This is a genomic window from Herbaspirillum rhizosphaerae (assembly GCF_046025915.1).
GTDB lineage: Bacteria > Pseudomonadota > Gammaproteobacteria > Burkholderiales > Burkholderiaceae_D > Herbaspirillum > Herbaspirillum rhizosphaerae_A.
Map to the genome: position 1 here is coordinate 136,951 of NZ_JAQQFR010000015.1, position 14,290 is coordinate 151,240.

The 14,290-nt window shown below is 57.6% G+C and carries 12 protein-coding genes; 3 read left to right on the top strand and 9 right to left on the bottom strand.

The genetic code is table 11. The features are described from left to right. Positions 1 to 2 precede the first annotated feature (2 nt). From PQR63_RS20675 to PQR63_RS20705, 7 genes are all read right to left on the bottom strand, one after another. Positions 3 to 1,181, bottom strand: a complete 1,179-nt coding sequence (locus PQR63_RS20675; RefSeq protein WP_408169828.1) for a M20 aminoacylase family protein — start codon at positions 1,179 to 1,181, stop codon at positions 3 to 5. Positions 1,182 to 1,217: 36 nt separating this feature from the next. Then, complete coding sequence (locus PQR63_RS20680; RefSeq protein WP_408169829.1) at positions 1,218 to 2,639, bottom strand: M20 family metallopeptidase; 1,422 nt, start codon at positions 2,637 to 2,639, stop codon at positions 1,218 to 1,220. A gap of 113 nt (positions 2,640 to 2,752) precedes the next feature. Beyond that, complete coding sequence (locus tag PQR63_RS20685; protein ID WP_408169841.1) at positions 2,753 to 3,622, bottom strand: ATP-binding cassette domain-containing protein; 870 nt, start codon at positions 3,620 to 3,622, stop codon at positions 2,753 to 2,755. Between the two features lie 2 nt (positions 3,623 to 3,624). After that, on the bottom strand, positions 3,625 to 4,635 hold the full coding sequence (locus tag PQR63_RS20690; protein WP_408169830.1) for an ABC transporter ATP-binding protein: 1,011 nt from the start codon (positions 4,633 to 4,635) through the stop codon (positions 3,625 to 3,627). 13 nt (positions 4,636 to 4,648) lie between these two features. After that, complete coding sequence (locus tag PQR63_RS20695; protein ID WP_408169831.1) at positions 4,649 to 5,587, bottom strand: ABC transporter permease; 939 nt, start codon at positions 5,585 to 5,587, stop codon at positions 4,649 to 4,651. A 9-nt stretch (positions 5,588 to 5,596) separates the two neighbouring features. Next, a complete protein-coding gene (locus PQR63_RS20700) occupies positions 5,597 to 6,514 on the bottom strand; it encodes an ABC transporter permease (protein WP_408169832.1) in 918 nt (305 codons plus the stop codon). Between the two features lie 152 nt (positions 6,515 to 6,666). Continuing rightward, positions 6,667 to 8,193: an ABC transporter substrate-binding protein gene (locus tag PQR63_RS20705; protein WP_408169833.1), complete on the bottom strand. Its 1,527-nt coding sequence runs from the start codon at positions 8,191 to 8,193 to the stop codon at positions 6,667 to 6,669. Between the two features lie 266 nt (positions 8,194 to 8,459). On the opposite strand from PQR63_RS20705, the gene PQR63_RS20710 reads away from it, so the two are divergent. Next, positions 8,460 to 9,371 carry a LysR family transcriptional regulator gene (locus PQR63_RS20710; protein WP_050476634.1) on the top strand — a complete coding sequence of 304 codons (912 nt, stop codon included), beginning with the start codon at positions 8,460 to 8,462 and terminating at the stop codon, positions 9,369 to 9,371. A 37-nt stretch (positions 9,372 to 9,408) separates the two neighbouring features. Here the strand turns inward: PQR63_RS20710 and PQR63_RS20715 are convergent, their stop codons facing one another. Beyond that, positions 9,409 to 9,918: an Lrp/AsnC family transcriptional regulator gene (locus tag PQR63_RS20715; protein WP_408169834.1), complete on the bottom strand. Its 510-nt coding sequence runs from the start codon at positions 9,916 to 9,918 to the stop codon at positions 9,409 to 9,411. Between the two features lie 238 nt (positions 9,919 to 10,156). Between PQR63_RS20715 and PQR63_RS20720 the strand changes: the two genes are divergently transcribed. Both PQR63_RS20720 and PQR63_RS20725 read left to right on the top strand, forming a co-directional pair. After that, entirely contained in the window at positions 10,157 to 11,173 is a 1,017-nt protein-coding gene (locus PQR63_RS20720) for a 1-aminocyclopropane-1-carboxylate deaminase (protein ID WP_408169835.1), read from the top strand. Between the two features lie 134 nt (positions 11,174 to 11,307). Continuing rightward, positions 11,308 to 11,580 carry a hypothetical protein gene (locus PQR63_RS20725; protein WP_408169836.1) on the top strand — a complete coding sequence of 91 codons (273 nt, stop codon included), beginning with the start codon at positions 11,308 to 11,310 and terminating at the stop codon, positions 11,578 to 11,580. A 154-nt stretch (positions 11,581 to 11,734) separates the two neighbouring features. Here PQR63_RS20725 and PQR63_RS20730 read toward each other — a convergent pair. Continuing rightward, positions 11,735 to 14,290: fimbria/pilus outer membrane usher protein (locus PQR63_RS20730; RefSeq protein ID WP_408169837.1), on the bottom strand; the 2,556-nt coding region annotated here is incomplete at its 5' end.

Genomic DNA, 14,290 nt, shown 5'->3' on the forward strand with positions numbered 1-14,290 from the left:
AACTAAGCTTGCAGGAAGCGTTCGACCAGACGCGTCCAGTAGGCAGCGCCCACTGTCACGTTGTCATCATTGAAGTCGTAGTGAGCGTTATGCAGCATCGGCTTGCCCGCACCGTTGCCGACGCGCAGAAAGCAACCCGGACGCTGTTGCAGGAAGTAGGCAAAATCTTCGCTGCCGGCAATCGGCGAGAACGATGGAATGATCTTGTCTTCGCCCACCAGCTCCACCGCGATCTGCTTTGCGAACTCGGTCTCAGCCTCTGAATTGACCAGCACGGGATAGCCGCAGATGTACTCGACTTCCGCCTTGGCGCCGTAGCCTTCGACATGGGACTGCACCAGCGCGCGGATACGCTGTTCCAGCAACTCACGCACCTCTTGCTTGAAGGAACGCACGCTCAGTTCCATCTTGGCATGTTCCGGAATCACATTGGCGGCATGACCCGCATGCAATGAGCCGACTGTCACCACAGCAGCTTCCATCGGATCAATATTGCGCGCCACCACGGTCTGCAGAGCCATCACCAGACTGCTGGCGGTGACCAGCGGATCGATCGATTGATGCGGACGTGCCGCATGGCTGCCCTTGCCGATGACCTTGATCTTTACCGTATCGCAGGCCGCCATGAAGGGGCCGGCGCGGAACATGAACGTCCCCGTCGCCACACCCGGATGATTATGCATGCCGAAAATTGCGTCGCAAGGGAAGCGTTCGAACAAACCGTCCTTGATCATCTGTTCGGCACCGCTGTTGAAGCCTGCTTCTTCCGCCGGTTGAAAGATCAGGTTGACGATGCCGTCGAACTTGCGTGTGCGTGACAATTGCAACGCCGCACCGAGCAGCATCGCGGTGTGGCCGTCGTGACCGCAGGCGTGCATCTTGCCCTGTCGTTCGCTGGCGTAAGGTAAACCGGTCATTTCGTTGATCGGCAAGGCATCCATGTCGGCGCGCACGCCGATGCTGCGCGTACTGCTGCCGGCACGCAGGGTGGCAACCAGGCCGTTGCCGCCGATGTTGCGTGTGACGGCGTAGCCCCAGCCTTCCAGACGCGCTGCCACCAATGCGGCGGTGTCCACTTCTTCATACGACAATTCGGGATGCTGGTGGATGTGACGGCGAATGCCGACCAGCTCATCCTTGACGTCGTCCAGATCGGCGATCTGGCAAAACTCTGTACTCATGTGTTCACTCCGGAAATCGGTTTTCAGGCCACGACCTTAGGCTGCGACTGTTTTCTCTGTTCTCCGCGCCAGCACTTGCTCACCCTGCTCCGACAAATCCCAGAACAGACCGGCCATGACTTGCAGTGACTCGCGCGATACGCTGGCAAGTATATGCTCGTTGGGCGCATGCTGCGAGCAGGCCGGATACGAGTGCGGCACCCACAGTGTCGGCAGGCCAAGCACATCCGAGAACACGTCGTTGGGCAAGGACCCGCCCAGGTTAGGCAACAAGGTCGGCTGCTTGCCGCTGGTTTCCTGCATCGACGCCAGACCCCAGCGCACCCATTCGTCATCCGGATTGAGGCGAGTTGCCGTGAACTGGATACCGGACAACGTGACTTCGACGTCGGTGTAGCCATGCGCGTCGAGATGCGCGCGCATGTTGGCGATGAAGTTCTTGTCATCGCTGCCGACCACGAAACGGATCTGACAATGCGCTGATGCGTGACCGGGAATTGCATTGACCGGCGCTTCCGGATTGCCGGTCTTGAAGGCCAGGACTTCCAGCGTGTTCCAGCCGAATACGCGCTCGGCCGGTGTCAGGCCCGGCTCGCCCCAGTCGACATCAACCTCAGGGTCATTAGGGCCGCCGCCGACTTCGACATCACGCAATGCGTTACGCACGCTCTGCGGCAAGGCATCCGGCAACAAGCTCGGCACGCGAATGCGTCCCTTGCCGTCGACCAGACAAGCAATGGCATTGGCCAGACGCACGCCTGGGTTGCGCAGCAAGCCGCCCCAGTTGCCGGAGTGATGACCGCCGTCGCGCGAATTGACACGCAGATCAAAATTGCAGCCGCCGCGTGAACCGAGGAACATGGTTGGCGTCGGCGCGTTCACACGCGGCCCGTCGGAAGCGATGAAGAGATCGGACTTCAGCTTGTCGGCGTATTTCTCGGCGACTTCCTTGAGTCCTGGTGAGCCGGCTTCTTCGCCCATTTCGAGGATTACTTTTACGTTGTAGCCGAGCTTGCCACCGCGTAGTTTGAGCACTTCAGTCAGTGCCGCGAAGTTGATGGTGTGCTGCGCCTTGTTGTCGGCGATACCGCGACCGTACCAGCGGTCACCTTCGACAACGATTTCCCAGGGCTTGAGGCCTTCGCGCCATTGCTTGTCATAGCCGCGCACGACGTCGCCGTGGCCGTAGGTCAGCAAGGTGAAGGCAGCATCGGCTTCCAGGCGTTCAGCCAGCAGGAACGGCGTGCCGCCCGGCAGCGGATTGTCGATCACTTCGCAGGTGAAACCGAGGCCTTCCAGCTCGGGTTGAATCTCCTGCAGCAGGTAGTCATACAGAATCGGCCGGCTCGCCGCTTCCTGGCTCTCGGTGCGGATGGCAACGCGCTTTTGCAAGGACGTCATGAAACGGCCGTCGTCGAAATAGGCGCTGACCTGCGCGATGGCTTGTGCTCTGCTCATGTTGTTTCTCCTCGGTTTATAGTCAATCGATCATTCTTGAAATTGACGTGACAGCAGCTGTCGCGTCGACATGTTTTGTTTGGTTGCCGTGGATGTTGCGCAGCCGACGCGTGTTATCCGTTCACGGCAAGTTCCGGAATGCCCAGCCCCGGCTCGGGCGTCAGCGCCGAGGCCAGCAACATGCGCGTATAAGGGTGCTGCGCATCGGAGAAAATCTTTTCACGTGTTTCCAGCTCCACGATGCTGCCCTTGTGCATGACCGCGACACGGTCGACCAGATGCTCGACCACGCCGAGGTCATGGCTGATGAAAAGATACGTGAGGCCGAACTCGGCTTTGAGATCCAGCAACAGATTGAGAATTTGCGCCTGCACCGAAACATCCAGCGCCGACGTCGGCTCATCGCAAATCAGAATGTCAGGCTGCAGGATCAGCGCACGCGCAATCGCCACGCGTTGCCGCTGGCCGCCGGACAACTGATTCGGATACTGGGCATAGGTGCGCTCCGGCATGCCGACCAGATCGAGGATCTTGCGCACCGATTTTTGCTGTTCGGTGGAGCTGCCGATGCGGTGCAACTTCAATGGCAGGCCGACGATTTCGGCAACCGTCTTGCGCGGATTGAGCGAAGAATACGGATCCTGAAAAATCGGCTGGATGTGGCGCGCGTTGTCCTTGCGCAGCGTCGGATCGACTTCCTGGCCGTTGATCAGAACATTTCCGGCAGTCGGCTCCAGCAAGCCCAGCAGCATCTTGGCCAGCGTGCTCTTGCCGCAGCCGGATTCGCCGACCAGACCCAGCGTTTCGCCGCGATACAAACGCAGCGATACGTCGTTGACGGCCTTGATCTCGCCGGGCGCCTTGAACATGCCGCGCTTGAGCGCATACACCTTGCTCAGTGCGCAGAGTTCCAGTGCGATGTCAGTACCTGACGAGTTGGCCGGGATTTCGGCTTGCACGATGTCATCCACGAATGCATTCATGTTCATGCTGCCGCCTCGCTCAGTTGCATTGCGTCTGCCGCCGTCACTTTGTGGCAGCGTGCAGTGTGAATCTTATCGCCGGCGGCGGTATTGACCATCGGTGGATCCTGCTCACAGGTGGCGTCAGCGATCGAGCAGCGATTACGGAAGACGCAACCACTGACGTCGCCCACAAGGCTAGGCACCACACCGGGAATCGCTTGCAGTTTGCTGCCCGGCAGTGTTTTGCCGCGCACGGGAATGCAGTTGAGCAAACCGCGCGTGTAGGGATGCTGGGGCGAGGCGAAGAGTTGTGCGACGTCGGTAGTTTCCACCACTTGCCCCGCATACATCACGGCGACGCGATCGGCGATGCGCGACACCACGCCGAGGTCGTGGGTGATGAAGACCACGGCCGTGCCGAACTCGCGCTGCAGCTCGCGGATCATGCGCAAAATCTGCGCCTGTATGGTGACGTCCAATGCGGTTGTGGGCTCGTCGGCGATGATCAGGTCAGGCCCGCACATCAGCGCCATGGCGATCATGACGCGCTGGCGCAGGCCGCCGGAGAGTTGGTGCGGATATTGACGCAGACGGTCTTCGGCATTGCTGATGCCGGTGCGGTGCAGCAGATAAATGGCGCGCTCACGGGCTTCGGCGCGGGTGACACCGGGCTTTTCCAGCATGGCTTCGCACAGCTGATTGCCCAGCGTGTAAGCCGGATTGAGCGAAGTCATCGGCTCCTGAAAAATCATCGACATGCGCTGACCGCGCAGCTGATTCAGCTCTTTATCCGGCAAGCCAATCAATTCGACACCGTCAAATGCCATGCGATCGGCGGTGCAGATGGCTTTGCGTGGCAACAGTCCCATCAGTGCCAGCGAAGTCATCGACTTGCCGCATCCGGATTCGCCGACCAGGCACAGCATCTCGCCGCGCTTGACCTGGAAGTCGATGCCGCGCACGGCGTGCAGCATGCCGTTTTCTGTCGGCAGATCGACGCGCAGATTTTTTACATCGAGTAAGACGCTCATCCTCTTCCCCTTTTCAGTTGCGACCGTCAGGCGCGTTGACGTCGCGTAGCCCGTCGCCGACCAGATTGATTGCCAGCACCAGGATCGCCAGCGCCACACCGGGAATCACAATGACCCAGGGCTTGAAGAACATGTAGGACTTGCCTTCCGAGACCATCAGGCCCCACGACGGTGTCGGCGGCTGCACGCCGAGTCCGAGGAAGGACAAGGTTGCCTCCAGTAGAATCGCATGCGCCATTTCCAGCGTGATGACGACGATCAGCGCGCTCATGATGTTGGGTAGAATCTCACGCACCAGGATGTAGGGCGTCGATGCGCCGATGGCTTTGGCGGCGGCGATGAATTCGGCGTCGCGCAGCTGTTGCGTTGCCGAACGTGTGACCACCGCGAACCGATCCCACAGCAGCAAGCCGAGCAGGATGATCACGACCTTCAATGAACCACCGACCAGTGAAGCCATCGCCAGCGCAACCAATACCACCGGCATTGATAAGCGCGTGGTGATGATGTAGCTGATCAGGGCATCAACGCGGCCGCCGAAGTAGCCGGCCAATACGCCCAGCGTGGTACCGATCACGCCGGAGATCAACGCTGCCGCGCAACCGATGATCAGTGACACGCGCGCACCGTAAATCAGGCGGCTCAGATAATCGCGGCCGAGCTTGTCGGTACCGAGTACATGATCCCAACTGCCGAGCGCGTTCCAGATCGGTGGAATGAGGCGCTGCGAGACATTCTGCTCAAACGGATCGTGCGGTGCCAGCAAGGGCGCGAACAATGCCGCCAAGACGATCACCGCGAGAATGGCTGCGCCCAGCACCAGACCGCGATGACCAAGCATACGGTTGAGCTTGCGCCGCCATAGCGGAACCGGTTTGAGCGTGGCCTGCAGAAAGCCGCTTGTCTGATTTGTCGGACTGGTCGGCATGGAGGAAGTGGAAATAGTCGTCATGGCGATTCCTCAGCGGGTGCGGATGCGCGGGTCGAGCAGCGCGTTGATGACGTCGGCCAGGAAAGTCAGGCCGATATAAAACATGGCGATGATCAGCACTACCGCCTGCACCACCGGATAGTCGTTGCGAGAGATGGCATCCCAGGCCAGTTGGCCGAGGCCTTGCATGGAGTACACCGACTCGATCACCACCGAACCTCCGAGCATGAAACCGAGCTCGACCGCAGCGAGTGCGACAACCGGAATCACGGCGTTGCGCAGTGCATGCTTGAAGATGACCTTGCCTTTACTGAGGCCCTTGGCGCGTGCCGTACGGATGTAGTCGGAGCCGAGCACTTCCAGCATGCCGGCACGCGTCAGGCGCATCATCGCGGGCATGGCGTAATAACCAAGAGCAATGGCGGGTAACACGAAGTTTTCCCAGCCTTCGTTACCGGCGACCGGTAGCCAATGCAAGGTCACTGAAAAAATCAGGATGAGGCTGAGACCGAACCAAAAGCTGGGCATCGCCTGCCCTACCACCGCGATAAGGAGTGCAACGCGGTCCAGCCAGGTGTCGCGATAGATCGCCGCCAGCACGCCAAGTGGAATGGCGATGGAGACCGCGAGCAGCAAGGCGATACCGCCCAGCTTCATGGTGATCGGCAGGCGTTCGGCCACCATTTCCATGACCGGCCCCTGAAAATAAAAGGACTTGCCGAAATCCAGCTGTACCGCTTTGCCGAGCCAGTCGAAGTACTGCGACATCATCGGCCGGTCGAGACCAAACTGCACGCGGATGGTTTCCACTTGCGTGGCGCTGGCTTCAGGTCCGGCAATCGCCGTGGCCAGGTCGCCCGACATATGCAGCAATGAAAAACTGACGATGGAGACCGTCACGGCAACGCACAGGGCGATACCGAAGCGACGCAAAATGTAGATCAGCATGGCGACTGTCCTTCATCACAGTTGGCTAAAGCTTGAATACGGTATGGCACAAGAACCGAATAGCTTGCGCGGCAGGGATTTTTTGTGATCTCTGCCGCGCGGTGCAACGCTAAGACTTAAGGTTCAACTTGCTTCATGATTTGCGTCTTGATTTACTTCCAGCTCGCTTCATAAAAACGCGGCAGTTCATCCGGATAGCCCTGGAACTTCAGCTGCGAGTTGTAGGCGTAGAAGGTCGAGTAAGAGAACATCGGCGCCATGAAGGCTTGCTTGGAAATCGATTCCAGCGACTTCGAATAGTTGGTCTTGCGCACGGCCGGGTCGACCGAGTTGTCGGCGGTTTCCAGCCACTGGCGCAATTGTGGATCCTTGGTGATGTCATCCGCACTGCCCTTGAAGTAGACGCCGGTGAACGCCGATGCATCGTTGATCGAGAACGACGCCCAGGTCTGGAAGGTCAACGGTGTCTTGCCGGCGCGGTATTCCGTCAGCAAGGCGGCGAACTTCATGTAATGCAGGCGTGCGCGGATACCGACCTTGTGCAGATCGCCAATGATGGCTTCGGCGAATTCGCGCTCGCGGTAGGCGTAGATCTCGGTGTCAAAGCCGTTCGGATAGCCTGCTGCGGCCAGCAATTCTTTGGCTTTGGCGGGGTTGTAGTCATAGTTGATGACGGCCTTGGCATCGCAACCGAACTGCGTGCGGAAACAGGCTGTATAAACCGGCTGGCTGCCGCCGCGCACCAGGTTGTCAGCGATGCCTTTACGGTTGATCGCATAGTTGACGGCCTGACGCACGCGCAAATCCTTGAACGGCGAGTTCGGTCCCGAGGTGCCGGTGGCATCGATGGTCAGGAAGCCGACGCGCATGGTTTCACCGCTTTGCACGGTGATCTTGGGCGTGGTCTTGAGCGACTCGGCCTGGTCAGCAGGCACGCGCCAGATCCAGTCGATGGCGCCGGTCATCAGTTGTGCCGAGCGGGTTTCCGGATCAGGAATCACGACGAATTTGATGTTGCCGATCTTCGGCTGGCCTTGTGGGCTGTCCTTGAAATAGTTCGTGTTCTTGACCAGTGTCACGCCCTGTCCCGGTACCACGCTGGTGGCTTTGTAGGGGCCGGTGCCGATCGGCGCCTTGCTGAATCCCTCCAGACCGAGTTTCTTGAAATAGACGCCGGGATAAATCGGCAGCGGGCCGGCAAGATATTCCAGCGCGGCCGGGAAAGGACGCTTGAGGTTGATGCGTACTTTATAGTCGCCGAGCTTTTCGACGTCCTTGATCCAGTCGGTGTTCTGACGCGTGACAGCCTTGGATTCGTTGGAGACGGCGTAGTTGAAGGTGAACACGACGTCATCGGCGCTGAACTTGTCGCCGTTCTGGAATTGCACCCCCTGACGCAGATCCATCACGAGCGCGGTTGGCGATTCCCATTTCCAGGTGGTGGCCAGCTGTGGTTTGTACTCGCCGGTCTTGGGATCGCGAAAGATCAATGTGTCCCAGATCAGGTGAGCCAGAATGACGCCTTCGCGCAGATTGTTGTGATACTGGCTGATGTTTTCGACCTCGCTATCGGAGGCGTATACCAGCGTGTCGTTGGCCTTGTTGGCCAACGCCGAAGTAGATATCGACAGCGTCGCTGCAGCCCCCGCCAACAGCAATGCATATCGTGCATTACGCATCCACGCAGTTCCGGATCCTTTAATCACATTCTTCTTCGCGTTCATTCCCAACCTTCCATTCAGAATTGTTTGAAAAACAACGACATGAAACTCTGCAACAAATTGAGCAACCATTTGAGCAACAACGTGAAGTGGATACTAGGTCGATTGAGGCGCTGCAACAATTAGAGAATTCCTATGCCTGCGTTGCCGAAATGAGAAGGCAGGCTTTTTGCTTACTTGTGAACGGTGGCGATGACATCTGCATCGCGTTCGCAAAGGCCGACATGAAATCTCAATATCTGCAAGACACTGCGCTGCGCTACTTCCTCGAAGTGGTGCGTTGCGGCTCCATCGCTGAAGCGTCGCAGCGCCTGAATGTGGCCAGTTCGGCAATCAGCCGCCAGATCAGCAGCCTGGAAGAGTTGCTCGACACCGTCCTGTTCGAGCGCCGCCCACGCGGCATGGTGCTGAGCGCGGGCGGAGAAATGCTGGCCGCACATGCGCAAAAGGTGACGCTGGAAGCGGATCGCGTGGTGGCTGACCTGCTGGCGCTGAAGGGCTTGCGCAGCGGACGTATCCGGGTGGCGGCGTCGGAGGGATTCGGCATCGACTTCATGCCGCGGCTGATCCGCTCGTTTCAGCAAAAGTATCCGGCAATCCAGTTTCAGGTGTATGTGGGGCCGCCGACCATGGTCTCGCGCCAGGTGCGCGACGGCAATGCCGACATCGGCGTGACCTTCAACCGCCTGCCCGAGCCGGATATCAAGATCGTGCACCAGCAACCTGCGCCGGTGCTGCTGCTGATGCGCAACGGCCATCCACTGAGCAAGTTCAAGAGCGTGACACTGTCGCAGCTGCGGCCCTATCCGCTGGCGCTGCCCGACCCGGATACCACGCTGCGGCAGCTGTTCGATCTGGCGTGCAGTCGCCAGCAACTGGTGTTTGAACCAGTCCTCACCAGCAATTACATCCAGACGCTGCACAACTATCTGCTGGAGGGCGACGCCTTGTCGATCACCGGCGAGGTGACGGTGCGCTACCGCATCGCCAAGGGTGAGTTCACGATGGTGCCGATTCGCGACCGCGCGCTTGACGGACGCTACGTTGAGGTGCAGACGCTATCGGGACGCACCTTGCCGCGTATCGTGGAAATCTTCCTCGACTATCTGCTGGGCGAGCTGAACAAGGACATCTGAGCTTGCTGCAGCTCACGAGTACAACTCGTGATGCAGCTTATAAATGCAGCTGCGTAGTCGACAGCACTTCCTTGATCACCATGAAGGTGCGCACCTGTCGCACGCCCGGCAGATACAACAACTGCTCGGCATGCAGGCGATTGAAGCTGTCGTTATCCTTGGTGCGCACCAGCATGAAGTAGTCGAACTCACCCGTGACGACGTGGCATTCCAGACAGCCTGACACCTTCTGCACCGCCTTCTCAAAGGCAGTGAACGACTCCGGCGTGGAGCGATCCAGCACGACGCCGATCATCACCAGCGTGCCCGCATCCAGCGCACGAGGATTGAGCAATGCCACGATACCTTTGATCAATCCCAATTCCTTGAGACGCTCTACCCGGCGCAGGCAGGCCGGCGCGCTGAGATTGACCTTGGCCGCCAATGCCACATTGGAAATCGAGGCGTCGCGTTGCAGCAGCTTGAGGATGGCGCGGTCGGTGCGATCGAGGGTGTCGTTGAAGGATTCCGTTTCAACGCTCTTGCTACGCAATTTCATTGCTTTCATAGTGTATTTTTCAGAATAAAAATAAACATAAATTGATTCTTGAAGGTTTAATCATCAAATAGTAGCGCAAGTTTGCAACCCTGATTCGCGCATTCATTTCTACAATGAAATCCAGCGCATATCGCTACACCATGACACGTCATCGCACATCACCCCGATATCGGAGGAGCAGTCCATGCCGTCCTTGTTCGCCAGTGCCGATGCGTGGATATCCCTTCACTCTCCAGGAGCATCACGCATGAATCTGAAAAAATTCGCCCGCTATCCGCTGACCTTCGGCCCGACGCCAATTCAACCGCTCAAGCGCCTGAGCGCGCATCTCGGCGGCAAAGTTGATCTCTACATGAAGCGCGAAGATTGCAACAGCGGCCTGGCCTTCGGCGGCAACAAGACACGCAAGCTGGAGTACCTGATTCCTGAAGCGCTGGAAGGCGGCTACGACACGCTGGTATCGATCGGCGGTATCCAGTCGAACCAGACACGCCAGGTTGCAGCGGTGGCGGCTCATCTGGGACTGAAGTGCGTGCTGGTGCAAGAGAACTGGGTGAACTATTCCGACGCTGTGTATGACCGTGTCGGCAATATCGAAATGTCGCGCATCATGGGCGCCGACGTGCGTCTGGATGCGGCCGGTTTCGATATCGGTATCCGCAAGAGCTGGGAAGATGCGATGGAGAGCGTGCGCCAGAGCGGCGGCAAGCCATATCCGATTCCTGCCGGTTGCTCGGAGCATCCCAAGGGCGGTCTGGGCTTCGTCGCCTTTGCCGAAGAAGTACGCCAGCAGGAAGAAGAACTCGGCTTCAAGTTCGATTACATTGTTACCTGTGCCGTGACCGGCAGTACACAGGCGGGCATGGTAGTTGGCTTTGCTGCAGATGGCCGCGCCGACCGCGTGATCGGCATCGACGCTTCCGCCAAACCACAACAAACTTTCGACCAGATCCTGCGTATCGCCAAGAACACGGCCGGACTGGTGGAGCTGAACTACGATATTACGGAAAAAGACGTCGTCCTCGACACACGCTTCGGCGGCCCGGAATACGGTTTGCCGAATGAAGGCACGCTGGAGGCAATTCGTCTTTGCGCACGCACCGAAGGCATCCTCACCGATCCGGTGTATGAGGGCAAGTCGATGCACGGCATGATTGAAAAAGTCCGTCTCGGTGAATTCCCTGAAGGCTCCAAGGTGCTGTACGCGCATCTCGGCGGTGTGCCTGCACTCAATGCGTACAGCTTCATCTTCCGCAACGGCTGATCGCCAGGCTTCATTCTTGCTTCACTAGTATCTGTTGCAATTGTTGTCGTGCGCGGCGTCCATTGAGATTCGTTACGATGGACGCCGTCCGTTCAAGCCGGGATATCTGCACACGCGTGCAGGGGAGCACTCTCATGAATCAGGCAGTCAGTCCCGCCATAGCTCTGCTGCAGCAACTCGAAACCCTGCTGAGGGATCCGGTGCTGGGGCCACGCGTGGCCGCTCAGGTTGCGATAGCAATCGACAGCGTTGCCAAAGAACAGCGCGGCTATACGGATAAGGATGAGCATGCAAGAGATGACGCCTCGCGCCGCCTTGATGCCGATGCGTACGCAAGACTGTGGATACCGGCATGGGATGCTGATAGTCCTGCCCAACGGGCGCTGATTTCTCTGGCATCGATATAGGATGATGTGACAAAGTGCGTCTGCCACATCGCAGGGCAAGAACAAGAACAAGAAACGAAAAGAAAAATAAGAAACGACCGGATGTCCTTCGTGCTGTGCACTCAGACTATCCGGTCGCTGTCACGTCCTGAAGACGGAGCAGAATCGCTCCGGCTTATTCTACCTTTACGTCCATCTTTGCTGGAACTGCTGCAATCGCATCGTCCTTCTTCGCCTGCACTTCCACCACTGGCTGGCACACTGCGCTGGTTGAATCGTAAGAGATACCCTTGGCATCTTTATCACGCGGAGGCAACTGATAAGTCAACGTGCATCGCTCGTCTTTCTTGCTGCCCCACTTCACAACCAGTTTGCCTTGGTCGGCCAATGCCGTGCGGACAAAAATCCGGCCGCCCTGTCCCGACAGACCGACAGAGTTACCCTGATCGTCAAACGCCTCTGCACCGAATGGGATCTGCTCGCCGTTCGGCAGCTTGGCCTGAATCAGCACGGAACGACCTGTGACCGTGGCGTATTTCAGCAATACCACCGCGCCGGCATGTGGTGCGACGCGTTGGCTGGTGACGCTGAGCTCGACATCGGTTGAGGTTCCCTTGGGGTCGATCGCAATCTCATTGATACGGTATGGCGTCAGATAAGGGACAACGGCATAGCCGCGTCCATCGATACGCACGCCTGAGGTATTGACCTGTGCATTCTCGGCTCCTTGCGCCTGAATGATGCCGATTGTTTCGCCTAGCGATTGCGACAGTGTGACGCCGCCTGCGTGTGCAACCAAACCGCCCGATGCCTGGAACGACTGCGAAGAACCAAAACTGCCTTGCGTATAGGTAGCACCCAGATTGGCGTAAGGCGCGTTGTACTGGCCGTTGAGTGAACCGGTTTTTGAACCGGAACCATCTTTCGACATGGTTGCGCCATACGCGAACGCGTTGTCGCTTCCCGCCGTACCGTTGATGGATGTTTGCAAACTGGTACCGCTACGCTGATCCCTGCTGACACTGCTGCTGATACGCGGTGAATGCACTTCACGTCCCAGCGGGAAAGAAACACTGGCAAAGAATAAAGTATTGGTCGAGCCACTCGTCAGATCTTTTTGACGCTGGATGGAAATATTGTACGCAGCAGGGCCCCAGATATTGCTATAGCCAAAATTGAATTGCGTATTCGAGCCTGGACGATTCCAGTAATTTTGTGTTGCGCCTGACAAATAGAGCGCGCCGTAATTGTTGCCCAAGGTCTGATTAATAATTAATTGCAACTGACTGCGCTGACGATCTTGCTGAGAGGTGTTGATATTCTGCGCGATCAGACTTTTTGCAGCTTGCAAATCGGATAATCGCAAATAACCGCTACTGGAATAACGATAGGCTGCCAACGAAAAATTGGTGCCGGTGTCTTTGATGAACTTGCTGAAATCGATCTTGGCACTCTGACCGTCGCGTACGTCACTGTCGGAAACCTTGGCGTGAGAATGCGTAACACTCAAGGAGAGCGCACCAAGCGGCGTATTAAACGCCGAACCACCCAGGAACGCCAGGTAATCCGCAGCAGCAATACCACCGGTGAACAAGGTCAGATCATTGCTGATACCGCGCTCATAGGTACCTTGCACAAAACTGATAGGATTACTGAGTCCGACATTGCGTGTCCGACCTGCCGTGACGTTATAGCGTCCGACGCCCGGACGCAGCAATTGTGCAATCGAGGCGTAGGGAACGGTAAAGCTGCTGCGACTGCCGTCCGCTTCCGTCACTTCGACCCGCAGGTCACCGCCGAAACCTGTCGGATACAGATCGTTGATTTCAAACTGCCCTGGGGCAACCGTGGTTTCGTAAATGATGTTGCCATTTTGCGTGACACGTACCTTGGCATTAGTTTTGGCAACGCCGCGCACTGTAGGTGCATAACCGTTTTGCGAATCCGGCAGCATGCGATCGTCAGAAGCCAGACTGACGCCCCGAAATCCGACGCTGTCAAAGAGCTGCCCCGGTGTAAAGGAATCACCAATAACAAGTTGGCTTTTCAGCGGCACGATATCGCGCTGCAAATAGGTCGACACATTTTGATATTCCAGAGTGCCACCGCTTTGCTTGGACACCGACGAAGAATTACGTAAATGCCAATCGCCCAAGTTAACGCCGCCATTGAGCCCGAGATAGTAAGATGTATTGGCCGCGGCACCACTGCTGCTGCTCCGGAATGCATTGAAGTTGTAGCCCAGGATACCGGCGTTGACCCCCTTGTCCCAAAGTTCAGGACTGATATAACCCCGCGCATTGCGACGCAAGGCGATCTGAGGAATGCTGATATCCAGACGCAAATCCGCACTATCGTAGACTGCTGTTGCCGCTGGGATCAACTTGTCCAACTGCCGACATGCGCCCGGTGTTTTATCCTGAAGCGCAGCAATTGTGGCTTCCGACAACTTTTCGAAATCGACGCCGGCCATTTCAAATAGCGCCCGGTCAAAACAGGGGGTAGCTCCGGAATCATCCCCTGTCGTGTTGCGGAACGTGACTTCCGCACGCCCCAGCCATGCACCGTTTGCGTAAATATCCGAGCGATAAACTCCCGGCGTGACTGTATTGCCTTTGGAGAAACGACTGATGTCTACGTTCGGAGCACCTGGAAATTGCAAAAATTCATTGCCGAACTCCACTTGCGCTAATGTGGCAACAGGTTTTTGCGCGTACGAGCCGTGACTCTC

Bases quoted from the DNA above. Each gene is read 5' to 3' on its own strand.
- PQR63_RS20715 (WP_408169834.1), bottom strand. From the start codon at position 9,918: ATGAAAGCAATGAAATTGCGTAGCAAGAGCGTTGAAACGGAATCCTTC.
- PQR63_RS20705 (WP_408169833.1), bottom strand. From the start codon at position 8,193: ATGCGTAATGCACGATATGCATTGCTGTTGGCGGGGGCTGCAGCGACG.
- PQR63_RS20690 (WP_408169830.1), bottom strand. From the start codon at position 4,635: ATGAGCGTCTTACTCGATGTAAAAAATCTGCGCGTCGATCTGCCGACA.
- PQR63_RS20710 (WP_050476634.1), top strand. From the start codon at position 8,460: ATGAAATCTCAATATCTGCAAGACACTGCGCTGCGCTACTTCCTCGAA.
- PQR63_RS20685 (WP_408169841.1), bottom strand. From the start codon at position 3,622: ATGAATGCATTCGTGGATGACATCGTGCAAGCCGAAATCCCGGCCAAC.
- PQR63_RS20680 (WP_408169829.1), bottom strand. From the start codon at position 2,639: ATGAGCAGAGCACAAGCCATCGCGCAGGTCAGCGCCTATTTCGACGAC.
- PQR63_RS20675 (WP_408169828.1), bottom strand. From the start codon at position 1,181: ATGAGTACAGAGTTTTGCCAGATCGCCGATCTGGACGACGTCAAGGAT.
- PQR63_RS20720 (WP_408169835.1), top strand. From the start codon at position 10,157: ATGAATCTGAAAAAATTCGCCCGCTATCCGCTGACCTTCGGCCCGACG.
- PQR63_RS20700 (WP_408169832.1), bottom strand. From the start codon at position 6,514: ATGCTGATCTACATTTTGCGTCGCTTCGGTATCGCCCTGTGCGTTGCC.
- PQR63_RS20695 (WP_408169831.1), bottom strand. From the start codon at position 5,587: ATGACGACTATTTCCACTTCCTCCATGCCGACCAGTCCGACAAATCAG.
- PQR63_RS20725 (WP_408169836.1), top strand. From the start codon at position 11,308: ATGAATCAGGCAGTCAGTCCCGCCATAGCTCTGCTGCAGCAACTCGAA.